The sequence below is a fragment of the Shewanella indica genome (assembly GCF_033842865.1).
Taxonomy (GTDB): Bacteria; Pseudomonadota; Gammaproteobacteria; order Enterobacterales; family Shewanellaceae; genus Shewanella; species Shewanella indica.
This window is the reverse complement of sequence record NZ_JAWXXR010000001.1, coordinates 317305-343298: the sequence shown is the minus strand read 5'-3', so window position 1 is coordinate 343298 and position 25994 is coordinate 317305. Positions and strand designations below refer to the sequence as shown.

General features: G+C 54.6%; 25 protein-coding genes. 7 read left to right on the top strand and 18 right to left on the bottom strand.

Annotation, left to right across the window (positions count from 1 at the left end; translation table 11 throughout):
- Positions 1-767: 767 nt before the first annotated feature.
- Positions 768-1400: a DUF2913 family protein gene (locus SIL79_RS01625; RefSeq protein ID WP_162206686.1), complete on the bottom strand. Its 633-nt coding sequence runs from the start codon at positions 1398-1400 to the stop codon at positions 768-770.
- Between the two features lie 295 nt (positions 1401-1695).
- Between SIL79_RS01625 and SIL79_RS01620 the strand changes: the two genes are divergently transcribed.
- A complete protein-coding gene (locus SIL79_RS01620; RefSeq protein ID WP_025889577.1) occupies positions 1696-2253 on the top strand; it encodes a DJ-1/PfpI family protein in 558 nt (185 codons plus the stop codon).
- 170 nt (positions 2254-2423) lie between these two features.
- On the opposite strand, the gene SIL79_RS01615 is transcribed toward SIL79_RS01620, so the two are convergent.
- From SIL79_RS01615 to leuS, 12 genes are all read right to left on the bottom strand, one after another.
- Complete coding sequence (locus tag SIL79_RS01615) at positions 2424-3725, bottom strand: DEAD/DEAH box helicase (RefSeq protein ID WP_039034330.1); 1302 nt, start codon at positions 3723-3725, stop codon at positions 2424-2426.
- A 271-nt stretch (positions 3726-3996) separates the two neighbouring features.
- Positions 3997-5178, bottom strand: a complete 1182-nt coding sequence (locus SIL79_RS01610) for a serine hydrolase (RefSeq protein ID WP_101095963.1) — start codon at positions 5176-5178, stop codon at positions 3997-3999.
- A gap of 128 nt (positions 5179-5306) precedes the next feature.
- Positions 5307-6098 carry a septal ring lytic transglycosylase RlpA family protein gene (locus SIL79_RS01605; protein ID WP_039034328.1) on the bottom strand — a complete coding sequence of 264 codons (792 nt, stop codon included), beginning with the start codon at positions 6096-6098 and terminating at the stop codon, positions 5307-5309.
- Positions 6085-7080: a lytic murein transglycosylase B gene (mltB, locus tag SIL79_RS01600; protein ID WP_233962700.1), complete on the bottom strand. Its 996-nt coding sequence runs from the start codon at positions 7078-7080 to the stop codon at positions 6085-6087. The genes SIL79_RS01605 and mltB overlap by 14 nt, the downstream gene beginning before the upstream one ends.
- 11 nt (positions 7081-7091) lie before the next feature.
- Positions 7092-8195, bottom strand: a complete 1104-nt coding sequence (gene rodA, locus SIL79_RS01595; protein ID WP_039034326.1) for a rod shape-determining protein RodA — start codon at positions 8193-8195, stop codon at positions 7092-7094.
- On the bottom strand, positions 8179-10023 hold the full coding sequence (gene mrdA / locus SIL79_RS01590; protein ID WP_039034325.1) for a penicillin-binding protein 2: 1845 nt from the start codon (positions 10021-10023) through the stop codon (positions 8179-8181). Before mrdA ends, rodA begins: the two co-directional genes overlap by 17 nt.
- 87 nt (positions 10024-10110) lie before the next feature.
- Positions 10111-10581 (bottom strand): 23S rRNA (pseudouridine(1915)-N(3))-methyltransferase RlmH, encoded by a 471-nt coding sequence (gene rlmH, locus SIL79_RS01585; protein ID WP_039034324.1) that lies wholly within the window; start codon positions 10579-10581, stop codon positions 10111-10113.
- Positions 10581-10910, bottom strand: coding sequence for a ribosome silencing factor (gene rsfS / locus SIL79_RS01580; protein ID WP_233962701.1), 330 nt, complete (start codon positions 10908-10910; stop codon positions 10581-10583). Before rsfS ends, rlmH begins: the two co-directional genes overlap by 1 nt.
- Positions 10911-11001: 91 nt before the next feature.
- Positions 11002-11658, bottom strand: a complete 657-nt coding sequence (gene nadD, locus SIL79_RS01575) for a nicotinate-nucleotide adenylyltransferase (protein ID WP_233962702.1) — start codon at positions 11656-11658, stop codon at positions 11002-11004.
- A gap of 9 nt (positions 11659-11667) precedes the next feature.
- Entirely contained in the window at positions 11668-12699 is a 1032-nt protein-coding gene (gene holA / locus SIL79_RS01570) for a DNA polymerase III subunit delta (RefSeq protein WP_233962703.1), read from the bottom strand.
- A complete protein-coding gene (locus SIL79_RS01565; RefSeq protein WP_025011678.1) occupies positions 12699-13208 on the bottom strand; it encodes an LPS-assembly lipoprotein LptE in 510 nt (169 codons plus the stop codon). The genes holA and SIL79_RS01565 overlap by 1 nt, the downstream gene beginning before the upstream one ends.
- Before the next feature lie 17 nt (positions 13209-13225).
- The gene (gene leuS / locus SIL79_RS01560; RefSeq protein WP_039034320.1) at positions 13226-15805 is read right to left on the bottom strand and encodes a leucine--tRNA ligase; all 2580 of its coding nucleotides are present in this window, start codon (positions 15803-15805) and stop codon (positions 13226-13228) included.
- A 122-nt stretch (positions 15806-15927) separates the two neighbouring features.
- Between leuS and SIL79_RS01555 the strand changes: the two genes are divergently transcribed.
- A complete protein-coding gene (locus tag SIL79_RS01555) occupies positions 15928-16428 on the top strand; it encodes a zinc ribbon-containing protein (protein WP_071477041.1) in 501 nt (166 codons plus the stop codon).
- A gap of 141 nt (positions 16429-16569) precedes the next feature.
- Here the strand turns inward: SIL79_RS01555 and SIL79_RS01550 are convergent, their stop codons facing one another.
- Complete coding sequence (locus SIL79_RS01550) at positions 16570-17040, bottom strand: FKBP-type peptidyl-prolyl cis-trans isomerase (RefSeq protein WP_039034318.1); 471 nt, start codon at positions 17038-17040, stop codon at positions 16570-16572.
- Between the two features lie 454 nt (positions 17041-17494).
- Here SIL79_RS01550 and SIL79_RS01545 point away from each other — a divergent pair, with 454 nt between their 5' ends.
- Positions 17495-18805, top strand: a complete 1311-nt coding sequence (locus tag SIL79_RS01545; protein ID WP_028781171.1) for a short-chain fatty acid transporter — start codon at positions 17495-17497, stop codon at positions 18803-18805.
- On the opposite strand, the gene SIL79_RS01540 is transcribed toward SIL79_RS01545, so the two are convergent.
- Positions 18792-19340 carry an HPP family protein gene (locus SIL79_RS01540; protein WP_162206685.1) on the bottom strand — a complete coding sequence of 183 codons (549 nt, stop codon included), beginning with the start codon at positions 19338-19340 and terminating at the stop codon, positions 18792-18794. The two genes, SIL79_RS01545 and SIL79_RS01540, sit on opposite strands and share 14 nt — an antisense overlap.
- 117 nt (positions 19341-19457) lie before the next feature.
- On the opposite strand from SIL79_RS01540, the gene SIL79_RS01535 reads away from it, so the two are divergent.
- Positions 19458-20018, top strand: coding sequence for a TetR/AcrR family transcriptional regulator (locus SIL79_RS01535; protein ID WP_071477040.1), 561 nt, complete (start codon positions 19458-19460; stop codon positions 20016-20018).
- Positions 20019-20076: 58 nt separating this feature from the next.
- Here the strand turns inward: SIL79_RS01535 and SIL79_RS01530 are convergent, their stop codons facing one another.
- The 3 genes from SIL79_RS01530 to SIL79_RS01520 all read right to left on the bottom strand — a co-directional run bounded on the left by SIL79_RS01530 (position 20077) and on the right by SIL79_RS01520 (position 22462).
- Positions 20077-20706, bottom strand: a complete 630-nt coding sequence (locus tag SIL79_RS01530) for a cold shock and DUF1294 domain-containing protein (protein ID WP_071477039.1) — start codon at positions 20704-20706, stop codon at positions 20077-20079.
- Positions 20703-21869 (bottom strand): DUF418 domain-containing protein, encoded by a 1167-nt coding sequence (locus tag SIL79_RS01525; protein WP_162206684.1) that lies wholly within the window; start codon positions 21867-21869, stop codon positions 20703-20705. The genes SIL79_RS01530 and SIL79_RS01525 overlap by 4 nt, the downstream gene beginning before the upstream one ends.
- Before the next feature lie 98 nt (positions 21870-21967).
- The gene (locus SIL79_RS01520; protein ID WP_039034314.1) at positions 21968-22462 is read right to left on the bottom strand and encodes a hotdog fold domain-containing protein; all 495 of its coding nucleotides are present in this window, start codon (positions 22460-22462) and stop codon (positions 21968-21970) included.
- 393 nt (positions 22463-22855) lie between these two features.
- Between SIL79_RS01520 and SIL79_RS01515 the strand changes: the two genes are divergently transcribed.
- The 3 genes from SIL79_RS01515 (at position 22856) to SIL79_RS01505 (ending at position 25994) form a co-directional block, all read left to right on the top strand.
- Positions 22856-23776: a DUF368 domain-containing protein gene (locus SIL79_RS01515; RefSeq protein ID WP_039034313.1), complete on the top strand. Its 921-nt coding sequence runs from the start codon at positions 22856-22858 to the stop codon at positions 23774-23776.
- Positions 23777-24076: 300 nt separating this feature from the next.
- The gene (locus SIL79_RS01510; protein ID WP_144361783.1) at positions 24077-25033 is read left to right on the top strand and encodes a YbgA family protein; all 957 of its coding nucleotides are present in this window, start codon (positions 24077-24079) and stop codon (positions 25031-25033) included.
- The gene (locus tag SIL79_RS01505; protein ID WP_071477036.1) at positions 25023-25994 is read left to right on the top strand and encodes a MerR family transcriptional regulator; all 972 of its coding nucleotides are present in this window, start codon (positions 25023-25025) and stop codon (positions 25992-25994) included. The genes SIL79_RS01510 and SIL79_RS01505 overlap by 11 nt, the downstream gene beginning before the upstream one ends.

Sequence of the window (25994 nt, the reverse complement as noted above, 5' to 3'; positions counted from 1 at the left end):
GAGATCTGCAGATATACGCCTAATTCTAGGCACAGGCGGAACTGTGACCTTCCGAGCCAGGGATGGCGAGGCGGAGCTTACAAGGACGTACTTGCAGCGAGTCACAGGATCGCCTGTGCGAAAGGTGCACCACAGGTGATGGACTACATAGTGGCCGGAAGCTCGCCAATACTAACTTAGGAGCTTTTAGCTGGAAGCTATGCTAGCCGCTGTGCCAGCGGCGTAAAGTCGTGTCGCTTCGCCCCACACCCGACCAAGAAGGGATCAACAGCAATCCCCTCTTGGATCTCCCTCGCCGCCCCACACGCTGTCGAAAGCCCCTCGGCCTAATGGCGCAAATAACTACCGCTTCAGACGCTCATCCCTGATTCGACTGTCGCTGCTTCGGCATCCAAATCCTTCCATGGATAAAGGCCAGCTCGCCTTCCTTGGCTCGCGCTCATAAACACACTCGCCACCGGCGAGCATTCGCCCTCAGCCACGTTATTTGCGCCAACGGCTTTCGGCGACACCGAGGGGGAATTGGTACAACTCTGTTAGCGCTGAGTAGCTTGAAATATCTGAAGAGTTTGCAGACATACACCTAATTCCAGGCACAGGCGGAACTGTGACCTTCCGATCCAGGGAAGTACTCGCAGCGAGTCATAGGGGCGCCTGTGCATAAGCCTGCGGCAGGCAATGGGCTGGAAGCCCAATCAATGTTATTTGGCTCTTGTGGTGAGAGTGTTCACCAGTGCCACTTCCAAGGTCATTTCCGATGCTGAAAGTTAAGCTTTGAGCAATGCCAATGCGGGCTGTTGGTTATCAGGATAGAGTCGATAAGCCTTATGGTGCTTGATGCAACTGGCTTTCTTATCCCCCTGGCTGAATAGAAGCGCATGTTTGACAGCAAACTGGGCAATCAACTGCTCGTCGGCGCGGATGTAAAGGGTGATGGGTTTAATCAAGTTGCCATCGAGCAGATGCTGCTGATACTGCTCTGTGGAGATCACCAAGCTGTTTTGCCCCTGGCTGTCTAATTTGAGTTTACCGCTTACTTCACAGTCGAGGATGACGAGCCAGCCTTCGGCCTGGAGCTCGGCAATCAGGTTCTGGAGCGATTGCCCCACTGCGGCATTATTGATGGCTGGCTGATATTGCGCCTGGATACGTTGAAGCACTTCGGGTAACTTGGCACCGGCACCCAGGCTTCGGCCCTCTCTTATCCAGCGAGTGAGATCTTCTGCCACTAACTTTGAGAAACGTTTCTCTTTTAGTGACTGCACCATCCAGTTGCAGAGGAAATGACTTTCCGCTGCCGGGGTCTTGATGCTGCCGGCGGCATGGTTACGTTCCGCCAAAGCAGCGAGGCCGGCTTGGGTTAATGCCAGCAAGGCCTGATTGTAGCTTTGTTCTGTCATTGTATTTCCGCGTATAAGAGATATGGATGGGGCGCTGAGTATACCCTATGCTGCAGTTATCAATATCAGGTAGACAAAGAAAAACCACCACAATGGTTATCAGTAAGACAGTTATCCGATCTGTCTTCGCCGCTATCTTACTGTAAATTTTTCAATCTCAAGGATATCTCTTGTCTGCCGGGCAACTGGGTTGTTTAATGAACAGAGTGAGGTAGTAGTCGGTTGTTACCTCTGCCTCTATGGGCTTGGTTAAGATGAGTCTGATGGTGAGTCGATGGAATAACAGGAGAAGACAATGGCTAACGTATTGATCCTTGCCGGTGATTATGTGGAAGACTATGAAATCATGGTGCCGTTTCAGGCGCTGCAGATGGTGGGCCATAAGGTGACTGCCGTGTGCCCTGACAAAGAGGCCGGTGATACTGTCAGGACGGCTATTCATGATTTTGAAGGCGATCAAACCTACAGTGAAAAACCTGGGCACAATTTCGTTCTCAATGGTGACTTTGAACAGATAAGTGCCGATGACTTTGATGCGCTGCTGATCCCCGGCGGCCGAGCACCCGAGTATCTGCGTCTCTATGATGAAGTGCTTGAGCTGGTTCGAGCCTTTGCCAAGGCGGATAAGCCGATTGCCGCCGTCTGTCATGGGGCGCAGCTGCTGACCGCCGCCGGAGTGGTGCAGGGCAAGAAGGTGTCGGCTTATCCCGCCTGTGCCCCAGAAGTGCGCCAAGCCGGTGGTGAATATGCCGATATCGAGGTGACAGAAGCGATTACTGACGGCAAGTTGGTTACAGCGCCGGCTTGGCCTGCTCATCCTCAGTGGTTGGCGCAGTTCCACGCCTTGCTTTGAATTCGGTAAACAAAAGCGCTTATCCCTTAGGGGAGCAAGCTTTGCCGCCGAGAATGCAAGTGTTTCCAGCCGGTAGAAAGTCCAGCTAAAACCCAATTAGCCAAAAGCCGCGCAGTGCGCGGCTTTTTAATGGTTCTACATAGGAGCTAAAGCCTGTCAAGCGGGGCGGCTCACTTGAGCTTCTTTGGCTTGATGCCGCTGGAGCCGACTTTAACCTTAACTCTGCGGCCGGACATGCTCTTTTCCGCTGCGACCTGCTCCGAGGCGCTGCTGGCACCCGGCTTTTTCTTGGCGAAGCTGCGGCGCTTTTGCAGTTGCTTGAGCAGGAGATCGCGATTACTCACTTCATAGCCTGGCATCATGATGCGCTTGAGTTTTTGGCCAATCAGTTTTTCAATGTCGGCCAGGGTGCGCTCTTCTTCGCGGCTGACAAAAGAGATGGCGACACCCGTCTTGCCGGCGCGGCCGGTGCGACCGATACGGTGCACATAGTCCTCTGCCAGGAAGGGCAGATCGTAATTGACCACATACTCGAGATCCGGAATATCCAGGCCGCGGGCGGCCACTTCGGTGGATACCAATACCCGTACCTTGCCTTCCTTGAATTCTCTGAGCGCCCGGCGGCGGCTGCCCTGGGCTTTTTCACTGTGCACCACGGCACTGGCGATACCGTCGAGATTCAGCTCCTTGACCAGATGATCCGCATCTTCACGGGTGGCGGTAAACACCAGCACCTGCTGCCAGTTCTTGCGCCCGATAAGTTCAGACAGGAGTTCACGCTTGCGGCGCTGCTCTACCGGGTAGACTACCTGGCTGACGGTCACCGCTGTGGTGTTTTGGCGGTCGGCGGTGATGACCTTGGGCTTGTTCATTATCTCATCGGCTAGGCGCCTTACCGCGCCAGAGAAGGTGGCCGAGAACATCAGATTTTGCCGCTGCTTGGCGGCGCTCTGAAGTATTTTGTTGATATCGTTGATAAAGCCCATATCCAGCATACGGTCGGCTTCATCCAGCACCAGCACTTCCAGCGAGCCCAGACTCAGGTTACCGGCCAGTAGTTGTTCCAGTAAACGCCCCGGAGTGGCTACCACTATGTCGGCGCCTTGCTTGAGCTTGTTGACCTGAGATGCTGACTTGACGCCGCCAAACAGGGTGGCCACCGACAACTGCAGGTATTTGCCGTATTGGCGGGCATTGTCGGCAACCTGGGACACCAGCTCACGGGTCGGTGCCAGGATCAGGGCCCGGATATTGCCGGGTTTGAGTTCGAGCGGGTTATCCTGCAGGCGCTGCAAAATAGGCAGCACAAAGGCGGCTGTCTTGCCTGTGCCCGTCTGGGCGCTGGCCAGTACGTCCTGACCGCGGCGAACCGCAGGGATGGCCTGTCTCTGAATCGGTGTCATGCTCTCATAACCGCACTCTTTGAGCGCGCGGAGTATTTCGGGGGCAAAACTATAAGATTCAAACTTCATCTCGATATTCCTGTATTCAACCGCTTGGCGTGTGTCTTAGCTATTTCGGGTGTCGGCGGCCCAAATGCCGGAAGCTCAGGCCTGAGTATACGCCAAGTGCCGGGATAACCCGGGCGGGCGCGGAGTATAGCAAAAAATTCACCAAGGCCCGATCATTTCTGCTTTATTCTTGCGCTGCAAGGATAAATGACCTCAGGCACTGCTGATATCAATGTTTTGGGCAGATACAAGAATGCCGCCCGCAGGCGGCATTCTCTCACAATTTATTGGCTTAGCTGAACCAGCCGGCAAACATCTGCTTGAAGTAGTCCATCAGCTTGCTGAACCAGCTGCCTTCGTTGACTTCTTCCAATGTCACCAGTGGGAACTGGGCAATGTCTTTACCGTCGAGTTGGAAGTATACCCGGCCGACGACTTCACCCTTGGCCAGCGGTGCGGTGAGCTCTTTGGTAAGTTCGAAGTTGGCTTGCAGGTTTTTAGCCTGGCCCCGGTTGATGGTCACAGGAGTGTCAGTGGTTACACCCAAGTCCACTGTGTCACGGTCGCCATACCAGATCTTCTGGGTGACAAAGCTGTCACCGGCCTTGTAAGGAGTGATGGTTTCAAAGAAACGGAAGCCATAGTTGAGCAGTTTCTTGCTCTCGGCCTTACGGGCGGCTTCACTCTTGGTGCCCATGACCACGGCAATCAGGCGCATGCCGTCTTTGGTGGCCGAGGATACCAGGTTATAGCCGGCACCCGAGGTGTGGCCTGTCTTGATACCGTCGACATCGAGGCTGTTATCCCACAAGAGGCCGTTACGGTTGTACTGCTTGATACCGTTGTAGGTAAAAGATTTTTCTTTGTAGATATCGTATTCGTCGGGAACATCACGAATGAGGGCCGCGCCCAGCAGCGCCATATCATAGGCGGTGGACTTGTGGTTGTCTGAATCCAGGCCGTGGGAGTTTTCAAAGTAGCTGTCACGCATGCCCAGCTGTTTGGCCCAGGAGTTCATCAGATCGACGAAGGCGCCTTCGGTTCCGGCAATGTGCTCGGCCATGGCGACACAGGCATCGTTACCGGATTGGATAATGATACCCCGATTCAGATCCGAAACTTTAACCGTCTTGCCGACTTCGATAAACATCTTGGATGAGTCGGGGAAGTTCTTCGACCAAGCGTTCTTGCTGATGGTCACGTCGTCATCGGCAGAGACGTTACCTGCCTTGATCTCCTGACCTATGACATAGCTGGTCATCATCTTGGTCAGGCTGGCTGGGTTAAGGCTTTCGTAGGCGTTATTTTCCGCCAGTAAGCGTCCTGAGTTGTAATCCATCAAGACATAAGCCTTGGCGGCAACGTCCGGTGCATCTGGGACGACTATCGGGGCATTGTTGGCCTGTGCGGCGGAAACCGAGGCACAGGCGAACAACAGAAAGGCTTTCGCGGGACTTTTTACAAAATTCATCATTACCTGAATACGTCTTCTGGTTGGAGTCGGAAAATATGCTGAAATTCGCAGCGAGTATAACATTAGTCGACCGGAAATTTCAGTTAAGGTTCCTTAATTAGTTAAAAATGTGGTGGAATTTTGAACGCTTATGTTTTGGGTTCAGTCACCATATAGCTGCTCGGAAAGCCGTCCTGCTTCAGCTTTTCCAGCAATTTGGCGGCAATACCTTCATGGCTGACCGGCCCGAGTTGCAGCCTGTATACCGACTTGGCATCTGTGATTCGGCTCTTGACCTGGTATTTGTTTTCAAGCTCTGAAGCCAACTCAAGCAGACGTTCGCGCGAGCCGGATGCCATCACCTGCACATAGTGCAAATTGTTGCTGCGAAGTTCGGCCATGGTCTGGCTCTCTTCACTGTCTTCAAACAGGACTTCCAGTCTGACCTTGGCGGTGCCTGTTTTCAGCATGTCCAGCCGGTAAGCCGCGGCGTAGGACAGATCTATCACTCGGTCGGGATGGAAGGGACCACGGTCATTGACCCTGACCACTACGCTCTTGTTGTTGGCCAAATTGGTGACCCTGACATAGCTGGGCAGTGGCAATGTCTTGTGCGCCGCGGACATGGAGTACATGTCATAGGTTTCACCGTTGGAGGTCAGATGGCCGTGAAACTTGGCACCATACCAGGATGCCAGCCCCTCAACCTTGTACCCCTTGCCGGACGGCATCACTTGGTAGGATTTACCTCTGACCTGGTAATCCTTATTGCCCTGTTTGCTGTAGGGCTCGAATCTGGGATGGGCATCTTCCACCTTGGAGACATCCGGTGCATCGGCCGGAGGCCTATCATCTTTCATGGTGTAACGGCCCGAGTTGCCGGCACAGGCGGCCAGCAGAATCGAGGCGGTCAGTGGCAGCAATAGTTTAAGTCTTGTCATGGTGGGCTTTGAGTTGTTCACTGAATTGATAAACCGCCATGGCGTACAGCGGGCTGCGATTGTAACGGGTGATTACATAGAAGTTGTTCAGCCCCAGCCAATAGTCTTTGGCATCGGCCTGTTCCAGCTCGATAAGCAGCGCTTTTTGGCTGGCATCCAGATCCCGGTTTTCCTTCAGTGCCACCTCGGGGGAGAGGATATTGGCCACTTGGTAATTGAGCTTTTCTCCCTTCCAGACCTTGGCCTTGGGCGTGGCCGTTGTGCTCAGCTCCAGCGCCACCGGTTCACCGGCTTTCCAGCCGTGACGGTGAAAATAGTTGGCTACTGAACCTATGGCATCGTCGACACTGCCCAGCAGATCCCGCTTGCCGTCACCGTCAAAGTCGACGGCGTAGGCCAGATAGCTTGAAGGAATAAACTGGCCATAACCCATAGCGCCGGCGTAGGAGCCCAGGAGCGTTTCCTTATCGAGTTGCTCCTCTTTAAGCAGCGTCATCAGTTTGGCAAACTCGCCGCGAAAGAAAGTCGCCCGTGGCGGGTAGTAGAACCCCAAGGTATAGAGGGCATCGATCACCGGGTACTTGCCCATATAACCGCCGTAGAAGGTTTCAATACCGATAATGGCGACTATGATTTGCGGATCAACGTCATAGGTCTTGGCGGCGCGCGCTATGGTTTGCTCATGTTGCTGCCAGAAATTCAGCCCGGCTTCGAGGCGCTTTTCGGTCAGAAAAATGGGGTAGTACTGATGCCAGGGTTTGGCCTCCCAAGGGCTGGAAATGGCGTCCAATACCGCCTGGTTTTTTTTGGCCGAGGCGAGGAAGCTTTCGACTTCTTCCTGGCTAAAGCCTTGGCTCTGTTGCTGTTTGATAAAATCCTGTTTGAGCTGCTCGGAAGCGGGCACCTCGGCGGTGGCACAGGCGCTGAGGTTGAGACTCAGCAGCAGGCCCAGAGGGGCGAGCAGCTTTTTGAATGTCGGCATCTAAGGCGTTCCTATCTGTCGATGAAGCGTCTATGGGTGTGAATACTCATTAGAATGCCAAAACCGGCCATCAATGTCAGCATAGAGGTGCCGCCATAACTTATCAGCGGCAGCGGGACTCCTACTACGGGCAAAATACCGGACACCATACCGATATTCACAAACACATAAACGAAGAAGGTGAGGGTCAGCGAGCCGGCCAGCAAGCGGGCAAAGCTGGTTTGGGCTCTGGAGGCGATCACCAGGCCGCGGCCGATCACATAGAGATAAAGCGCCAACAGTAGCAGACTGCCGATGAGGCCAAACTCCTCGCCGATCACGGCGAAGATAAAGTCGGTGTGGCGCTCGGGCAAAAACTCCAGCTGCGACTGAGTACCATCAAGCCAGCCTTTGCCCCAGAGTCCGCCCGAGCCTATGGCAATTTTGGACTGAATGATGTGGTAGCCGGTACCGAGTGGATCGGCCTCGGGATCCAGCAGGGTCATCACTCGATTGCGCTGGTAGTCGTGCATCAAAAAGAACCATAGAATCGGCAGCAGCGCCAGCACGGCGGCAATAAAACCACCGACAATGGCCCAGCTCATACCGGAGAGAAACAGCACAAAGATCCCCGAGGCGGCCACCAGAATTGAGGTACCGAGATCCGGTTGTTTGGCGATAAGCAGAGTGGGGATCAGCAAAATCACCCCGGCACCGGCCAGATAACGCTTCTTCGGCGGCAAGGGAAACTTGGAGATAAACCAGGCCATGGTGATCGGGAACGCCAGTTTCATCAGCTCAGACGGCTGAAACTCCATAAAGCCCAGATTGAGCCAGCGTTGGGCGCCCTTGTTGATTTCACCGAAGAAATGCACCCCCAGCAGCAGCGCGACCCCGGCAAGATAGATGGGCAGAGCCCAGCGGCGAAATACCTCGGGGTTAATCTGGGCAAGGATCAACATTAGTCCAAGGGACAATCCCATACGGAATAGCTGCCGCTCCATCATGGCCAGGTCTTCGCCGCTGGCAGAATAGATGACGAACAGGCCAAAGCCCATCAGGCCCAGGATGCCTAGCAGCAGTGGCAGATCGATATGCATCTTCTGCCAGATATTGGGTTTACGGCTGTGGCTCATGTTTCAACTCCCAGGTATCCCGTAGCAGATATTCGTCCAGCATGGCCCGGGCAACCGGCCCGGCGTTGGCGCCACCCCAACCGGCGTTTTCCAGTACCACCGCCAGCACAATTTTTGGATCTTCGTAGGGGGCATAGGCGATGATCAGCGCGTTATCGCGCAGATGCTCGTCAATGGTGTCCGCATCATACTTCTCATCTTCGGCAACGCTGAAGACCTGGGCGGTACCTGTCTTCATCGCCGCAGTATAACTGGCATCGGTGAAGCGACTCTTCTGCGCGGTGCGGCGCATGGCTTCGTTGATGATCTCCCAGTTGTTTTTGTTTTTCAGCACTATCGGTGGCCTTTCATCCACCGGCGTCTCGATGCGGGCTGTGTTGTCCTTGATGGCCTTGAGCAGGTGCGGGGTAAAACGCTTGCCGCGGTTGGCCAAAATGGCTGTGGCATTGGCCAGCTGCAAAGGCGTGGTGGTCCAGTAACCCTGACCAATCCCGACCGAGATGGTGTCGCCTATGTACCAGGGTTGGTTGTACTTGAGGCGTTTCCAATCCCTCGATGGTATTACCCCGGCAGATTCTTCGAAGATATCCACCCCGGTATTCTGACCGAAACCGAATTGATCCATAAAACCGGAGATCTTGTCGATGCCCACCTTGTAGGCCATGTCGTAGTAGAAGGTATCGCAGGAGTGAACTATGGAGTCATATACATCCACCCAGCCGTGGCCCCAGCGTTTCCAGTCGCGATATTTACGGTCGACCCCTGGGATCTGCCAGAAGCCGGGATCCCAGATGCGGGTCTTCTCGCTAATGGTTTGATCTTCCAGCCCCAGGAGCGCCAGATGCGGCTTGACCGTGGAGGCCGGGGCATATTGCCCTTGGGTTGCGCGGTTAATCAGGGGACGCGAGCGGCTGTTGAGCAGCTCGCTGTAGGCTTTTGAACTGATCCCGTGCACAAATTGGTTCGGGTCATAGCTGGGGCTGGAGACCATGGCCAGAATACCGCCGTCTCTTGGGTCTATCGCCACGATTGAGCCGCGGCGGCCATCCAGCAGCTCGGTGGCCTTTTGCTGCAGCTGCAGATCCAGTGTCAGGTAGATATCCTGTCCGGGCTCGGGCTGGGTCACCTTGAGGGTGCGGACACTGCGCCCCAGGTTGTTGACCTCTTCCTCCAAATGCCCGGGCAGGCCGTGTAGCAGGCTCTCATAGAACTTTTCTATACCCTGTTTGCCTATGTCCTTGGTGGCGGCATAGTTTTTCCAACTGCCGGAGCGTTCCAGCGCGTCTCTGTCTCTGGAGTTGATTTTGCCGACATAGCCGAGCACATGGGTCAGCAGGCTGCTGTAGGGGTAGTGGCGTTTGAGACCGGCATCGACATAGAAACCATCGAACCTGTGTTGGTTAACACTGAACAGGGCCACCTCATCTTCCGTCAGCCTGGTCTTGAGCGGCAAGGGCTTGAAGCGGCGGTGATATTTCAGTGACTCGGTGAAGCTGTCGCGCTCATCCTGACTGAGGTCGATAACGGTTGAGAGTTCATCCAGCGTCTGCTGCATGTTCTTCACCTTCTCCGGGATCACTTCCAGGGTGTAGAAGGGCAGGTTCTCTGCCAGCAGCTTGCCGTTGCGGTCATAGATCAGGCCGCGGCTGGGTGCCAGCGGTACCACTCGGATACGGTTATCATTGGAGCGGGTTTCGTAGTCTTTGAAAGATACCACCTGCAGATAGTAAAGATTGCCGAGCAACAGGCTGAGCAAAGCGACCACGCAGACAAAGGTAAACAGCGCCCGGCGTTTGAACAGTGCCGCCTCGGCGGCGTGATCATGCATGGTTATTCGCTTTCTACGCGGCAATGGATTCTCTCCGGCTCAAACAGTTAATGCAAAGTCAGCTAAAGCAAGTGGCTCTTGGGTGCCTTATTCCCTGTGGTAGGGATGATTGTTGTTGATGCTCCAGGCCCGGTACAGACTCTCGGCCACCACGACTCTCACCAAAGGGTGGGGCAGGGTCAGGGCCGACAGACACCAGCTTTGGCTGGCGGCTTGTTTACAGGCAGGAGCCAGGCCTTCCGGGCCGCCTATCAGCAGGCTGACATCCCGGCCATCGAGCTGCCACTTTTCCATGGCAGAGGCGAGCTCTGGAGTCGTCCAGTTCCTGCCCGGCAGATCCAGAGTGACGATATGGTTGCCCTTGGGGATCGCGGCCAACATGGCTTCGCCCTCTTTTTGCAGAATACGGGCGATATCGGCATTCTTGCCCCGCTTGCCGGCGGGGATTTCAACCAGCTCCAGCGCCATGTCCCTGGGGAAGCGGCGCTGGTACTCGGCGAAACCCTTGCTGACCCAGTCCGGCATTTTGGTGCCTACGGCAACGAGTTGCAGTTTCATCAGGCGTTGGCGTCAGACCAGAGTTTTTCCAACTGGTAATGTTCGCGGGTTTGCTCCTGCATCACATGCAGAATCACATCACCCAGATCCACCAGAACCCAGTCGCTGCTGTCGCGGCCTTCTACGCCCTGAGGTTGCATACCGGCTTGTTTGGCTTCGGCAACTACATTTTCAGCAATGGCGCGAACATGGGTCTTGGATGTGCCTGAGCAGATAACCATAAAGTCGGTCACGTTGGACTTTTTGCTGACATCCAGCACGACTATGTCCCGTGCCTTGAGATTATCGACCTTGTCGACAACAAATTGTTTCAGTTCTGTGCCTTGCACGCTGAAGATCCTCTCATGTTTTTGATCAAGCGCAGTAGTATATCAGCGCTGGCGGGCAAGTCCCATAGGATTTATCGCCCATCCACCGCAGTTAACCGCCAAGATAGAGGCGGTTTGTAACTATATATTCGAGCACGGCTTTGGGCATGGCGGCGAGGCAGGCATTAATGTTACCGGCGGCGATGGCGCGGCGAATGGCCGTGGAGGAGAAGGGCTGCGGCTTGACCGAGAGGCTGATGATTTTGCCGCTTTGATGTTGGCCCTTGTCTCTCGCTGTCAAGGCCTGGGCGACCGAGCAGCCTCTTTGGGCCAGTTCGGTTTGGATTTCGGCGTCCTTTGGCAGGTGCCAGTCCGGGCGCTGGCAAACCACCAGGTTACACAGGGAAAACAGCCGCTGCCATTGATGCCAGCTCGGCAGCGACAGCAAGGAATCTGTACCCATGATGAATTGAAATTCGGCGCCTGGGAAAGCTTGCTGCAGCGCTTCCAGCGTTGCGACGCTATAGGAGGGGGCATTGCGTTTGAGCTCGATATCGCAAATGTCCATATCGGGGAACTCGTCGCAGGCCAGTTTAAGCATGGCCAGGCGCTGCTCGCTGCTGGCGGTGGCCTTGGCCTTGTGCGGCGGAATATGGTTCGGCAGCAACCAGAGCTTATCCAGCTCTAGCCGGGCTTTGACTTCGGCCGCGGGTTTGAGGTGACCATAGTGAACTGGGTCGAAAGTACCGCCCATCAGTCCGATACGCATCTAGTCTCCTCAGTCGAACTCAATATGGTCAAGGTGGCGCGCCGCTTTGGGATCGAACAGCAAACACAGATGGGACAGGCCGGTCCAGTTTTCCTGGCCTTGCTGTTTCAGTGCCAGCTCCAGTTTGGAGGCGATAGCCAGCATGGACTCTATGGCTTCCAGGCTCAGCCGGGTGAGGGCGCCCTGATAGAGCGGCTTGCGCTTATCCCAAATTCTATGCTTGCCGAACAGGCTATTGAGGCTCTCGCCCTGACTGCGGGCCGATTGCAGCGTCAGCAGCAAGGTCAGCTCTTTTTGCAGCGCCCAATGGATAATGGGCATGGCGGTTTCTTCGGCCTTGAGCTGGGCGAGGATATGCTGGGCCTTATCCTGTTGGTTAGCCAGCAGGGCATCGGTCAATTGGAACACGCTGAAGCGGGATTGATCTTCGAAGTAGCGGCTCAACTCTTCGCTGTCCACAGGACGGGCACCGGCCAGCAGTTGCAGCAGTTGCATCGCCTGATCGGCCGCCAGCAGATTGCCTTCGTAGAGGGCATACAGCATGGCTCTGGCATCGTTTTTGAGATTGAGCCGATAGTATTGAATACGGCCGTCGAGCCAGCGCTGAAACTGAGCCCCTTCGGGGGTGGCGCAAGGAACATAAAGACCTTGACTGTCCAGGGCCTTGAACCATTTGCTGTTTTGCTGATCGCGGCCAAGCTTGGGGCCGTCGATGATAAGCAAGATATCCGGGTTTTGTTCAGCGATAAGGCTTTGCAGCATGGCGCCGCCATCGGCGCCCGGCTTGGCCTGTGGCAGGTTGAGCTCTATGATCCTGCGACTGGCAAACAGGCTCATGGCGTGCCATTCGTTGGCGAGATCCTGCCAGTTGAAGTTGGCTTCCTGAGTCAGTTGCAACCTTTCTTCAAAGCCTTGGCTACGGGCGGCAGCCAGGATTTGCCGCTTACTGCTGTCCAGCAGATAGGGATCGTCGCCCAGCAGCAGATAGCAGGATTTCAGTGGCGACAACTGCCGGTGTAACTGATCCGGATAGACCCGCATCAGTTCACCTCGATGGCGGCCAGAGTCTGGATGATGTTATCGGCGGCCTGAATGCGCATCTCTTTGACCAGCAACTCCATCTCCCGGCTCTTGGCCAGCGCGGTGCGGGGGTCGTCGAGATAATCGCGGCGGATTTCCACATCGAAAGGCTGTGCTTCCTTGCCCGGCAGAGACACGGCAAAACGCACATGGTAGATGAGTTCATATTCGGCGACGTTGCCTGTGGGGTAGAGCGACAAGGTTGAGCGCTCCAGAGTGTCGCTCAGCAGCACCAGACGGGGAATGCCCTTGGCGGGTTCCTCTATGCCGACATTGTTGAGACGCAGACGTTCACGCACCAGGCGGCTCAGCTCGCTGTATTTGTCGCTGCTCTCCAGGCTCAGCTTGCTGAGCTCGGGCGGAATGGAATAACTTCCCTGGAGTTGAAAGCCGCAACCGGCACTGGTCATAACGACCAGTGCCAGCAGGGCGAACATCAACTGCTTCACGCTTAAAGATAGTTTCAGCATGGATGTCCTGTTTTTTCTCAGTTGGCGACTATGTTCAGCAGTTTGCCGGGAACATAGATCACCTTGCGGATGGTCTTGCCTTCGGTGTGCTTCATCACCTGCTCATCGGCCAGACCCAGGGCTTCGACCTCTTCCTTGGCAGCATCGGCCGCCACAGTGATCTTGGCTCTGAGCTTACCGTTGACCTGCACCACGATAAGCTTGCTGTCTTCGACAAGTGCGGATTCGTCGGTTTCAGGCCAGCTGGCTGACTCGATATCGCCTTCCATGCCCAGCTCCTGCCACAGGTTGAAGCTCAGGTGCGGGGTGATGGGGTACAAGAGACGCACAATGGCCGACAGGGCTTCGGCCATCAGGGCTCTGTCCTGCTCGGTTTCCTGTGGAGCCTTTTGCAGCGCATTCATCAGTTCCATCACAGCAGCAATGGCGGTGTTGAACATCTGGCGGCGGCCGATATCGTCGGTCACCTTGGCGATGGTTTTGTGCAGTTCGCGGCGCAGCGTTTTCTGCTCGCCGGTCAGAGCCGCGATATCCAGCGCTGGAGCTTCGCCCTTAGATATATGGTCGTGGGCCAGTTTCCACAGACGCTTGATAAAGCGGTGGGCACCTTCCACGCCTGATTCCTGCCATTCCAGTGTCAGCTCCGGTGGTGCGGCAAACATCATGAACAGTCGCACAGTATCGGCGCCGTACTTCTCCACCATCACTTGCGGGTCGATACCATTGTTTTTCGATTTGGACATCTTGCTCATGCCGGTGTAAGTCAGTTCATGGCCTTCGCTGTCCACTGCCTTGAGGATCCGACCCTTGTCGTCTTTCTCAACCACAGTCACTTCCAGTGGCGATACCCAAACGCGGGCGCCTTTCTCGTTGCTGTAGTAGAAAGCATCGGCCAGTACCATGCCTTGGGTCAACAGGCGCTTGGCAGGCTCATTGGAGTTAACCAAACCGGCATCGCGCAGCAGTTTGTGGAAGAAGCGGAAGTACAACAGGTGCATACAGGCGTGTTCGATACCGCCTATGTATTGATCTACCGGCAGCCAGTAGTCGGCCTTGGCTGGATCCAGCATCTGATCTGCCTTGGGCGAGCAGTAGCGGGCATAGTACCAGCTGGACTCCATAAAGGTGTCGAAGGTGTCGGTTTCGCGCAGGGCATTTTGGCCGTTGATTGTGGTTTTGGCCCACTCTTTGTCGGCCTTGATTGGGCTTTGGACCCCATCCATGACCACATCTTCCGGCAGAATGACCGGCAGTTGTTCTTCCGGCGTCGGCATCACAGTGCCGTCTTCCAGAGTCACCATAGGGATAGGTGCGCCCCAGTAACGCTGGCGGCTGACGCCCCAGTCGCGCAGACGGAAATTAACCTGGCGCTTGCCTTTGCCTTCGGCACTCAGCTTGTCGGCGATGGCGTTGAAGGCGGCTTCAAAGTCCAGACCATCGAACTCGGCCGAGTTGAACAGTATGCCTTTTTCAGTGTAAGCGGCTTCAGAGATATCCAGCTCGCCATCGGCAGGCTTAATCACGCCCTTGATCGCCAGGCCATACTTGGTGGCGAATTCATAGTCACGCTGGTCGTGGCCGGGAACCGACATTACGGCGCCGGTACCATAGTTCATCAGGACAAAGTTGGCGGCCCAAACCGGGACTTCTTCGCCTGTCAGCGGGTGGATCGCCTTGAGGCCGGTATCAACACCTTTTTTCTCCATAGTGGCCAGCTCGGCCTCGGAGGCGGTGCTCTGCTTGCACTCTTCAACAAAGGCTGCCAGCGCCGGGTTGTTGGCGGCGGCTTTCTCGGCCAGCGGGTGACCGGCGGCAATGGCCACATAGGTCACGCCCATCACGGTATCCGGACGTGTGGTGTAGATGTCGAAGCTATCGTCAGAACCAGCCACCTTGAAGGTCATCTCGACCCCTTCGGAGCGACCAATCCAGTTACGCTGCATGGTCTTGACCTGCTCAGGCCAACCTTCGAGGGTATCGATATCATTCAACAGCTCTTCGGCGTACTGAGTGATCTTGATGAACCACTGAGGGATCTCTTTCTGCTCCACTACAGTGTCGCAGCGCCAGCAGCAACCATCGATAACCTGCTCGTTGGCCAGCACTGTCTGGTCATTGGGGCACCAGTTGACCGAAGAGGTCTTCTTGTACACCAAGCCTTTTTCATACAGTTTGGTGAAGAACCACTGTTCCCAGCGATAGTATTCCGGGGTACAGGTGGCAATTTCACGGCTCCAGTCGTAGCCAAAACCCAGCATTTTCAGCTGGTTCTTCATGTAATCTATGTTTTCATAGGTCCAAGGCGCCGGGGCAGTGGCGTTCTTGATCGCGGCATTTTCTGCCGGTAGACCGAAGGCATCCCAGCCGATGGGCTGAAGCACATTTTTACCCTGCAGACGCTGGAAACGGGAAACTACGTCACCTATGGTGTAGTTACGCACGTGTCCCATATGCAGCCGACCTGAAGGATAGGGGAACATAGAGAGACAGTAGAACTTCTCTTTACTCGGATCTTCGGTGACTTCAAAAGTTTTCTTTTCTGCCCAGTGCGTTTGCACTTTGGCTTCGATTTCTGAGGGATTATATTGCTCTTGCATCAGGTTTTTCGGCAATGCCGCCCATTATTTTGACATGCGCGCTATACTGCGCCGTTTAGATCTGCATAGAATAAACCAGAAGTGAGTCATTAAGAAAGGTTCGTCTTAAAGGAGTATTGGCCATGAGTGAGAGAAGTACGGAGTTACTGGCGCTGTATCAGGCCTTGATTGACAGAGTCAAACAACAGTATGACCAAGATAACTCATTGACAGTGAAGAGCTTATTTAATTCTATCAAGGAAGGGAAAGAGTATTTGGCTATCAAGCAGCAGGCCGGTGAGGCCGAGCTGTCTCTGGTCGAGGAATTCCTCAAGCGGGATATCGCCAGCTATATTCAGAGCCAAACGGAAGATGACATCAGTTACAGCCCTACTATGCTGACGCTGGAAAATACCCTCTGGCACTGGTTGGGTGAAATCAGCGACCGCAGCCAGGTGGAGTGGCACGAACTGGCCCATGAATTCAAACACCATGGCTATTATCAGAGCGGCGATATCGTCAGTCAGGGTAAAATGGTCTGCAGTAACTGCGGCCATGAGATGGACTTCGAGTTCCCAGGCGTTATTCCCGACTGCCCCGAGTGTGACCACTCGGAATTTACCCGTGAAGCGCTGGCGCCCTGAGTTGCCAGCATCCAGATTTTGAATGGACGAGGCCCGGAGTTGCAAACTCGTAAAAAGGGATCGTGTTGTGAGAGCTGGGTTTGAGTGAGAAAAGTGCCAATTAACAAGCCCGGCTTTGGCCGGGCTTGTTGTTGGGGATTGTCAGTTGATCTTGAGCAACTCCACATCAAAAATCAGTACTGAACCCGGCGGGATCGAGCCGGCAGAGCGATTGCCGTAGCCCAGACTGCTGGGAATAAAGAAGCGCATCTTGTCGCCTTCTGTCATCAACTGAACCCCTTCGGTCCAGCCCTTGATCACCTGATTGAGTGGAAAGGCGATGGGCTCACCGCGATCGACCGAGCTGTCAAACACAGTGCCGTCAATCAGGGTGCCATGGTAGTGCACTGTCACCTTATCCTTGGGACCCGGATGAACCTGGCCTTGCCCCTTGTGCAGTAACTGATACTGCAGCCCCGAGTCTGTGGTGACCACCCCCTCTTTATGCTTGTTGGCCTCAAGAAATACCTCGCCCTTGGCAACATTCTCTTTTGCCAGTTTCTGGCCATTCATAGTGGTGAAAAAGTAAAAAATAACTGCGGCGATAACCACCACGGCAAGCAACATTCTCATTTGGGGATCCTCTGTCCTGAAGGTGGCGCTATCTTAGCAGTTGGACTGCGGCATTTACAGCTTAGGGTTATAGTGTACTTTTGTCGGGCTTTATCCCTCGGGCAGACTTGTGTAGGCTATTGATAAAAAAGTGAAAGCTAAGGAAGGTGCGAACAAGTCCCATGTGTGCTCTGCGTCGGCTTACGGGCTTGGATGCAAGGCGTGGTTCGCCGCAAATGGCCTAGTCCTTTGCAAGAAGCACAACACAGCAGGCAGGCCTGTAAGCTACGCCCTTCGGGGCTTTCACAGCAACCGGCTCTCTGCGTTATCCGACTTCGACATGCCCCGGCATGCCTTCAGTCAGATGCCTTGAACGCCAATTGCTGTGCAAGCCAGAGTGCCACGAGGACTTATTCGCACCTTCCCTAAATCAGCTCTCCGCAGAATAATCATAATAAGACTCAAGGAAACCCCTATGCTCAATCGCGCCTCCCGGCCACTGGTCAAGCTGGTGGATAAGTATCTGCCCGATCCCTATATCTTTGTGCTCCTGCTTACTTTATTGGTGTTTGCTGCCGCCATGCTCGGCCAGCAAAAGACACCGGTAGAAGTGCTGGGTTATTGGGGCAGCGGTTTTTGGAACCTGCTTAGTTTCTCGATGCAGATGTTGCTGGTGCTGGTGGCCGGTTTTATGCTGGCCAGCTCGCCGCCGGTGAAGAAGTTGCTGGATGCCATAGCGTCCCTGGCCCGCAGCGCGCCGCAGGCTATCATACTGGTGACCTTGGTTTCCTTGGCGGCCAGTTGGCTTAACTGGGGGTTCGGTTTGGTGGTTGGTGCCTTGTTTGCCAAGGCGTTGGCGCGCCGGGTCAAGGTGGATTACCGTTTGCTGGTGGCCAGCGCCTATTCGGGCTTTGTGGTCTGGCATGGCGGCTTGGCGGGCTCAGTGCCCTTGACAGTGGCCACACCAGGACACTTTGCCGAGGCGCAGATAGGCATTATTCCTACCTCGGAAACTATTTTTGCCGGCTTTAATCTGCTGCTACTTGCCTTGCTGTTTATCATAATGCCGCTGGTCAATCGCTTTATGCTGCCGGATGACAAAGAGTCAGTGATAGTCGATCCTGCGCTGCTCGAGGATGCTGCGCCGACTCAGAGTGAGAACAAACGCCCGGCCGACTATCTGGAGAACAGCCGGATACTCGGGATCCTGGTGGGCCTGTGTGGTCTCGGGTATCTGGGGTATTGGTTCTTTGTTCAGGGGGGCAGTCTTAACCTCAACATAGTCAACTTCCTGTTTCTGTTCCTGGCGATAACCCTGCACCAGACGCCGCGAAGTCTGCTGGTCAGTCTCAATGAGGCGATTAAGGGCGGCGCCGGGATAGTGATCCAGTTTCCCTTCTACGCCGGCATCATGGCGGTGATGGTACAGTCCGGGTTGGCACAGAGTATCTCTTCGGGTTTTGTTGCCATTGCCAGCGCCGAGTCACTGCCATTCTGGAGCTTTATCAGCGCCGGGGTGGTGAATATCTTCGTGCCATCCGGTGGCGGCCAGTGGGCGGTACAGGCACCTATCATGTTGCCGGCCGCCGAGGCTCTTGGCGCCGATGTCGCCAGGGTCGCCATGGCGGTGGCCTGGGGGGATGCCTGGACCAACTTGATCCAGCCTTTCTGGGCGCTGCCTGTGCTGGCTATTGCCGGGCTCAAGGCCCGGGATATCATGGGTTTTTGTCTGATGCAGCTGCTGATCACCGGCGTGGTGATAAGTGTTGCCCTCAGCTGGTTTTAGGCCAGCTATGCTTGCTGATCCCCTTGATATACAGGCTCTTGTGATAGGCCCAACCGAAAGCGAGGATCAGCAGCAACCCCGAAACCACAGGGGTTAGCAAAAACTGCCAGTCGGCCCCGGCCAGCATCACCAGCAAGGGGTTGGCGCCGGCCGGTGGATGTGTGGTGTTAGTCAGCATCATCAGGCCGACACCCAGGCCGGTTCCCAGCCCCAGTGTCAGCGGCGACACTCCCAAGGTGTGCAATAACAAGAGTCCCAGAGCGCAGGTGAGCAGGTGGCCGAAGAAAATGTTTTTCGGCTGCGCCAGCGGGCTTTGGGGCAGGGCGTAGAGCAACACCATAGTGGCGCCGAATGGTGCCATCAGCAGCAGACTCCAGCTCAGGTTCTGCGTCAGCATCTCCTGTAATCCCGCCAGTAATCCAATACAGCTTCCGGCGCCCAGTGTGGCCCAGGCGGCAGCCTGCCAACGGTTTGTCGCCGCTTGGGCTGTGTTTTTTGCAGCAGGTGTTGCGGTCAGGGGCGGTGTGTTGTCCATATCTGTTTTCCTTTGGTTGTCAGCATTTTTGCCTGGTAGAACAATCGGTCTACTTTTTATGGTAGACAGACCGTTCTACTTTTGTCAAACTCAGATTGAATCGTTAAGGAGCGTGAGATGGACAAGGTTTCCCAACTGCTTGCCGGCGCCTTTGAACTCTTTTATCGAGAGAGTGTGCATGGGGTGGGCATCAATCAAATTCTGGCTGAGGCCGGCATAGCCAAGAAGACCCTTTATCATCATTTCGAGGGTAAGGAGGCCCTGGTGCTGGCCGTGGTGCGTTATCGCGATCAGCTGTTTTTTGATTGGTTGAATCAAAGGCTGGAGGCGGCGCAAACGCCGACGGAGCTGGTTCATGAGCTGTTTAACGCCCTGGATGATTGGTTCAACAGCCGGGTTGAATCCCTGAGCCAGTTTCGCGGCTGTTTCTTTATCAATACCGCCGCCGAGTATCCCTCACCCGAGCATCCGGTAAATCGTCTCTGCCGTGAGCATAAGGCCAGGGTTCAAAATGAGCTTGAGCAGAAGTTGTCGTCTTGGCTTGGCAACGAGCGCGCTCGTGAGTTGGCCGGGCAGTTGTGTTTGATTAAAGAGGGGGCGATAGTCTCGGCCCAGCTCGTCAGTCGGCAGTATGCTGCCGAGCGCGGCCGCAAGCTGGCACTGAGCTTACTTGATTAAGCCTAGATGATTGAGCCTGCTTGATAGGTGAGCTTGCCCTTGAGTTTAGAGCCAACCGTTAAAAGGCTATCTCGGGCAGCAGTGCCAGCCATCCCAGCTTAAGAGCGGCGCCAAGCACCAACAGGTTGAGGCCGACACAGCACCAGAACAGGAGTCTGAAACTTGTTTTACTGGTCTTGTGGCGAAACTGATGGCGTGCCAGTAAAGCGCCGGGCCAACCACCGAGCAAGCCGGTCAGTTGCAGGGTCGACTCCTTGGTGCGCCAGCGGCCAGTTTCAGCGGCCTTTTTATCGCGGGCATAGAGCCAATAACAGAGAAGGCTCAGCAGCAGATACCAGACGGGCACCAAGAGCGGCAGCTTATCCAGTGCCACTAAAGCCAGTAACAGCAGGGCAAACAGGGCGGTGAGCTTACCGATGAAAGACTTGTGACTGCTGCGCTTATTCTGCTGACGCTGCTTTTGTTTGAGTCTGCCCCTGTCCTCGGGAAAGAAGGCCTGTTTTGCCTGGCGCCGACCCTTGTCATCCTGGGTGATTTCAAAGGTCAGCACGTCGCCCACTTGTGGCCTGCGACCGCTCAGGCTCAGTGATTTAATGTGCAGAAACACCCGTTCACTGCCGTCATTGGGGCTGATAAACCCAAAGCCTTTATCGTCCTGCCAATGGCTGACTTTTCCTTTGTGCTTCATGTGTTTGACTCGTGAGTATTCATGGCGTTATTGATTGGCTTCTTGCCAAAGGCCAGACGACGCCAGAGCCATTCCAGCGGCCCTTGGTTGAAGAACCTAAGATAGCAGCCGGCCAGTATTATCTGTACCAAGGCAAAACCCAGGGCTATGGCCAGGTAGTCTATGCGCTCAAGTGTCAGCAGCAATTCGGGCGCCTGATGGCGAAACAGCCAGATCCCAAAACAGGACTGCAGAATATACAGGCTCAAGGGGATCCGGCCAACCGCCTGCAGGCGCATTTGCAGCCATGGCAGGCGTCGGCCGAACTTAACTAACAGATGCGCATAGACGATAGCCATGGGAATGGCGCTCAGCATGACCAGAATATCGGAAAGCATCACCAGTTTGGGGCGGGATTGCAGGCTGAGAATCGTGTCCGCCAGCGACAGCAGTAAGCTCAGTGCCAGCAATTTCCCCAATTTGCCCTGGGGTAAACCTTGGTCAAACAGCCCGCGACGATACAGGCTGATCCCCAGCAGCATCACACCGCTGACAAACCACAGCAGAGTAAATGGCAGGGAAATCAGCATCAGCAAGGTCATAAACAGGTGCATCAGCAACTGCTCGCCATAGCTGCCGGTCCAGGCGCTGTATTGTTCATTGAAGAGGGCGTTGCCGCGGATCCAGGCTTCATCACCCGGCAGAAAGATCATCAGGCCATAGGCCAGGATGCCGATGGCGATAAAGAGCAGTGCCCGCCTTTGCTGGGCTTCAATCTCCAGGTTACGATAATGCCAGGTGAGGAAGCCACAAATGCTATAGGTGAGCAGGATATCCCCCGGCCAGATAAACAGGCTGTGCAGCGCCCCAAAGAGCATCAGCCAGAGTAAGCGCGAGCGTATTAAGGGGAAGGGCTCCAATCCTCTGGCGAGGAAATTCTGTTGTTGAATATAGAGGCCGACACCGAAGAGCATGGAAAACAGGCTGAGGAAGCGCCCCTCCAGCAGAAAATTACTCAGGGTTTCGGTAATGGCATCGGTTAAATGAAACTCGGGAAAGGGCGCATAACCATATAAGGTGACGCCCATAAAACTCACATTGAGAAAGAATATCCCTAATACCGCCAGCCCTCTGACGGCATCGATATTGGGGTTGTGACTGATTTTGACCGGCTGTCCCTGCATCTTTTCCCTGCCTATTTTTGTATACCATCTATGGCTTTTATTAACAGAGCTAAGTTAGCAATCAAACCCGAATGAGGGAAGTGCTCGCTTGTTTCAAATTATGATCCCTTCTCGGTCGCGTTTTTAGCCGGCTTGGCCGAGATCCAGAGCCTGATATTGCCCTTGACCACCAGGATATCATTGCTGTCATAGGCGAGCACCTCGACATCAAGATCCCCCGGCTGCCAGGCGTTGGCATCAACCTTGGCCACACAGCGGATATCGCTGCCGGCCTTGGCGGTGTAATCCAGCGTCATGCCCTTGGGGATCCAGCGCAGATGAGGTGGTATTGAAGCCTCGGCCATGACCCCCATCGCCATTTCCAGGCCGTTGCAGATGGCAATGACATGTACTGTACCTATGTGATTCTCCACTGCGCGGCGTTTACGCAACAGGCATTCACAGTAGTTGGGCTCCAACTGAGTAATTATCGGCTTGATACTGCCAAAGTAGGGCGCCATCCGGCTGACCAGCAAGGAGAATATCTTATTGCCAAAGGGCAGGCGCCGGCATTTGTGATACAAGTTCAGGGTCGAATTGGCGGTTTTACTCATAGTGATTCCTTGTGGGTATTCCTTGTTGATGTTTTTTGTTGGTATAGGGTAATGTTTTTGTTATCAATCTGGTCGGATGAGTGTGTATGCTGACGAGCGCTTTGGCAAGAGCCAAGAGGCAAGAGTTAAAAGGAAAGAGGCACGAGCTAAAAGGAAAGAACCAAGAGTATTGGCTGAGATGATCGAGGGGCTCGCCAATCTGAGCTGAGGCTGAACAGATAGAATAAAAACGCGTGGCAGCAACTGGTGCCTGTGCTTAAATGGCGGTTTCTTCGGGAAGGTGCGAATGGGTGAACCTTTTGCAAGTGCAAGAATCACTTCCTTGGACAATCCAACTTCAATCAGGATTGGTATAATCCGCGAGAATTATCAAAACAGTAGTAAGGAAACCTAGTGAAATTTCTGTTGACCTACCTCAAGGGGCTGGCCATGGGGGCCGCCGATGTGGTGCCCGGCGTTTCCGGGGGAACCATAGCCTTTATTACCGGCATCTATGACACCCTGCTGGAAAGTATTCGCCGTATCAATCCCAGTCTTTGGGGCATTATACGCCGTGACGGCATCAAGGCGGCGTTTGCGCATATCAATGGCGCCTTTTTGTTGAGTCTGTTGGCGGGGATCCTCAGCAGTATTCTGAGCCTGGCCAAGCTTATTTCTTACCTGCTGGCACATCATCCTATTCCTGTATGGTCATTCTTTTTCGGGCTGATCCTGATCTCCGTGGTGCATATGCTGCGCCAGGTCAAGGGCGGTTTTTCACTGCCGCGACTATTGATATTCGCGTTGGGAGTGGCCTTTGCCTGGGGCATTACCGTGCTGAGCCCGGTCGAGTTGGAGGCCAGCTACTTTAATATTTTTGTTGGCGGTGCCATTGCCATTTGCGCCATGATACTGCCAGGGATATCCGGCAGCTTTATCCTCTTGTTGTTGGGGCTTTATCCAGCCGTGCTGGCGGCGGCCAAGAATATCCAGTTGGACATTCTCGGCTGTTTTGCTGTCGGCGCCGTGATAGGTATCCTGAGTTTCAGCCATCTGCTGTCGGCGTTGCTGCGGCGCTTTCACGATGCCACCCTTATCTTCCTTACCGGGCTTATGCTGGGAACGCTGGGCAAGATCTGGCCCTGGAAACAGACGCTGAGCTGGCGCACCAATTCCCATGGTGAGCAGGTACCCCTGGTGCAGCAAAACCTGTCACCCTTTGGCTTTGAGCAACTGACACAGCAGCCGCATCAGTTGGGGTTGGCGCTCTTGTGTGCCGCCGCTGGAATTGGCCTGGTACTCCTGGTTGAGCGTCTGGGGGCCGGCAAGCAATAATTTCAGGCGTTAGTGCCCTGCAGTGAAAGATATCAATGACAGAAAACGGGAGCTCAAGGCTCCCGTTTTTTATCTCCCTTCGAATCTCTCTTAAATGCCTTTGCGTTACAGGTTTCATCCAAGATGGGTGCTACTTCGCCAGCAGACAGCTCAGGTTTTCTGAGCTCGACTCCTTTTAAGGTCTTGTATGACTTGCCCGGCAAGTCGATCCTTCTTTACTAAAAAAATATTGTACAAAAACTTGATCCTTGTACAGGTGTATGCCTTAATCTACTACAAGGTTATACAAGGATTCTCAATATGTACAAGTTTGAGCCGCAGCGAATTCAACTGGGTATCAGTGCCTGCCTGTTGGGGCAGCAGGTGCGTTTTGACGGTGGTCATAAGAATTCTGTCTATTGCCAGCAGGAACTTAGGCAACATTTCGACTTTGTGCACGTCTGTCCTGAGATGGCAATAGGCATGGGCGCGCCACGCAAGAGCATACGTCAGGTGCGCCGCGGTGATGAGATTAGGATCCAGAGCCGTGATGCCAGCTTGGATGTAACCGAGAGCCTGCAAAGTTTCAGTGAGCAAAAAGTCGCTGAATTGGGGTTTTTAAGTGGCTATCTGCTTTGTGCCAAATCACCTACCTGCGGCATGGAACGGGTCACTGTCTACAAGGAAGGCGGCGATCAGGGGAATCGCAGTGGCATAGGTGTGTTCGCCAAGGCCCTGATGCAACGCTGGCCACAACTGCCGGTTGAAGAAGAGGGGCGCTTGAACGATTTGGTGATCAGGGAAAACTTTTTCACCCGGGTGTATGCCTTTCACGACTGGCAGTGTCTGCTGCACTCCGGCTTAAGCCTGCATAAATTGACCCAATTTCACGCCAGATACAAATACCTCTTGTTGGCGCACAGTCCGGCTCAATATCGCCAACTTGGCCCCTTGCTGGCTGAAGGTGGTGAAGACTTGCAGGAAACTGCCCGGCGTTACTTTGAAGGCTTTATGGAGGCGCTGAAAAATAAGGCCAGTCGCCGCAATCACACCAGCGCACTGCAGCATATTCAGGGCTATTTCAAACAAAAACTGACCAAGGCACAGAAGGCTGAGCTTAGTCAGGCGATAGATGAATATCGTCAGGGGCTGCAACCTCTGTTGGTGCCGCTGACATTGATTAAACATTACTTGAGGGAGCATCCGCAGCCGTATATTGCGGCCCAGGTTTATCTCAACCCTCATCCACAGGAGTTAAAACTGCGTTATGCCTACTGATAACATTGCCAACCTTTCCATCGGCGAAGTCGCCAGACTGACCGGGGTGAATCCTGTCACCTTGCGCGCCTGGCAGCGACGGTTTGGACTGGTTATCCCGCAGCGCACCCCCAAGGGCCATAGACTCTACACTCAGGAGCAGGTGCAACAGATCCGTGAAATCCTCTCCTGGCTTGAGCAGGGCGTGGCCATCAGCAAGGTCAAGCCACTGCTCAGTGGCCAGACAGAAAAACAGCTGCAGCAAGAAAATGAAGACGACGACTGGCTGAAGTTCAGCAGCAGTCTCACCGAGGCGGCACTTTCTCTCAGCAGTGCCCGCTTTGGCCGCTTGCTGGATGAATTCAGTGCCCTCTATCCCATCGCCTTGTGTTGTCGGCGCTTGCGCCATTGGTTGCAAGTATTGGACACCCAACTCGATGAACGCCTCGACGGCGCATTTGTCCGCAGTTGGCTCGAAAGCCGTCTGGCTCACTATGTCGGCGCTCGCAGCGAGCAGTTGCTGCGTCAGAAACCCCGTTGGCAACTTCTTTATCTGCCGCTTGGCAAGCAGCCGGCCTGGAGTGAGATCTTGTTGCAACTGGAGCTTATCACCCGGGGTGTCAGCCTTTTGCCGCTCAATATAGAGGAGCCTTTGGAAGGTCAGGGGTTGCAACTCTTGGCACACAGGCTGCCGCTGCAGGGGCTCTTGTTGCTGCCACCTTCCCAGTTGCCGGGCAGCAGTGTCAAAGCCCTTTTCCAGTTGGCGAGCGCTTTGGAATATCCATTGATCTTGAGCGGGGATTATGTGGCGGCTCACGCCAATGCCTTTGAGCACTATGCCAAGGAACTGGCTGTGACTGAAAAAGGCGCCAACAAGAACCGGGAGCCCGTCAAGAATCCTGTGCTTTGCAGCAGCAATGCCGCCATATTGGCACTGCTGGGTCAGGCCGAGTCCGCCTCAAAACAACCGGAGGACAAGTAA

Excerpts from the sequence above, each read along its gene's own strand:
- SIL79_RS01625 (WP_162206686.1), bottom strand. The coding sequence starts at position 1,400 with ATGACAGAACAAAGCTACAATCAGGCCTTGCTGGCATTAACCCAAGCC.
- SIL79_RS01620 (WP_025889577.1), top strand. The coding sequence starts at position 1,696 with ATGGCTAACGTATTGATCCTTGCCGGTGATTATGTGGAAGACTATGAA.
- SIL79_RS01615 (WP_039034330.1), bottom strand. The coding sequence starts at position 3,725 with ATGAAGTTTGAATCTTATAGTTTTGCCCCCGAAATACTCCGCGCGCTC.
- SIL79_RS01610 (WP_101095963.1), bottom strand. The coding sequence starts at position 5,178 with ATGATGAATTTTGTAAAAAGTCCCGCGAAAGCCTTTCTGTTGTTCGCC.
- SIL79_RS01605 (WP_039034328.1), bottom strand. The coding sequence starts at position 6,098 with ATGACAAGACTTAAACTATTGCTGCCACTGACCGCCTCGATTCTGCTG.
- mltB (WP_233962700.1), bottom strand. The coding sequence starts at position 7,080 with ATGCCGACATTCAAAAAGCTGCTCGCCCCTCTGGGCCTGCTGCTGAGT.
- rodA (WP_039034326.1), bottom strand. The coding sequence starts at position 8,195 with ATGAGCCACAGCCGTAAACCCAATATCTGGCAGAAGATGCATATCGAT.
- mrdA (WP_039034325.1), bottom strand. The coding sequence starts at position 10,023 with ATGCATGATCACGCCGCCGAGGCGGCACTGTTCAAACGCCGGGCGCTG.
- rlmH (WP_039034324.1), bottom strand. The coding sequence starts at position 10,581 with ATGAAACTGCAACTCGTTGCCGTAGGCACCAAAATGCCGGACTGGGTC.
- nadD (WP_233962702.1), bottom strand. The coding sequence starts at position 11,658 with ATGCGTATCGGACTGATGGGCGGTACTTTCGACCCAGTTCACTATGGT.
- holA (WP_233962703.1), bottom strand. The coding sequence starts at position 12,699 with ATGCGGGTCTATCCGGATCAGTTACACCGGCAGTTGTCGCCACTGAAA.
- SIL79_RS01565 (WP_025011678.1), bottom strand. The coding sequence starts at position 13,208 with ATGCTGAAACTATCTTTAAGCGTGAAGCAGTTGATGTTCGCCCTGCTG.
- leuS (WP_039034320.1), bottom strand. The coding sequence starts at position 15,805 with ATGCAAGAGCAATATAATCCCTCAGAAATCGAAGCCAAAGTGCAAACG.
- SIL79_RS01555 (WP_071477041.1), top strand. The coding sequence starts at position 15,928 with ATGAGTGAGAGAAGTACGGAGTTACTGGCGCTGTATCAGGCCTTGATT.
- SIL79_RS01550 (WP_039034318.1), bottom strand. The coding sequence starts at position 17,040 with ATGAGAATGTTGCTTGCCGTGGTGGTTATCGCCGCAGTTATTTTTTAC.
- SIL79_RS01545 (WP_028781171.1), top strand. The coding sequence starts at position 17,495 with ATGCTCAATCGCGCCTCCCGGCCACTGGTCAAGCTGGTGGATAAGTAT.
- SIL79_RS01540 (WP_162206685.1), bottom strand. The coding sequence starts at position 19,340 with ATGGACAACACACCGCCCCTGACCGCAACACCTGCTGCAAAAAACACA.
- SIL79_RS01535 (WP_071477040.1), top strand. The coding sequence starts at position 19,458 with ATGGACAAGGTTTCCCAACTGCTTGCCGGCGCCTTTGAACTCTTTTAT.
- SIL79_RS01530 (WP_071477039.1), bottom strand. The coding sequence starts at position 20,706 with ATGAAGCACAAAGGAAAAGTCAGCCATTGGCAGGACGATAAAGGCTTT.
- SIL79_RS01525 (WP_162206684.1), bottom strand. The coding sequence starts at position 21,869 with ATGCAGGGACAGCCGGTCAAAATCAGTCACAACCCCAATATCGATGCC.
- SIL79_RS01520 (WP_039034314.1), bottom strand. The coding sequence starts at position 22,462 with ATGAGTAAAACCGCCAATTCGACCCTGAACTTGTATCACAAATGCCGG.
- SIL79_RS01510 (WP_144361783.1), top strand. The coding sequence starts at position 24,077 with ATGTACAAGTTTGAGCCGCAGCGAATTCAACTGGGTATCAGTGCCTGC.
- SIL79_RS01505 (WP_071477036.1), top strand. The coding sequence starts at position 25,023 with ATGCCTACTGATAACATTGCCAACCTTTCCATCGGCGAAGTCGCCAGA.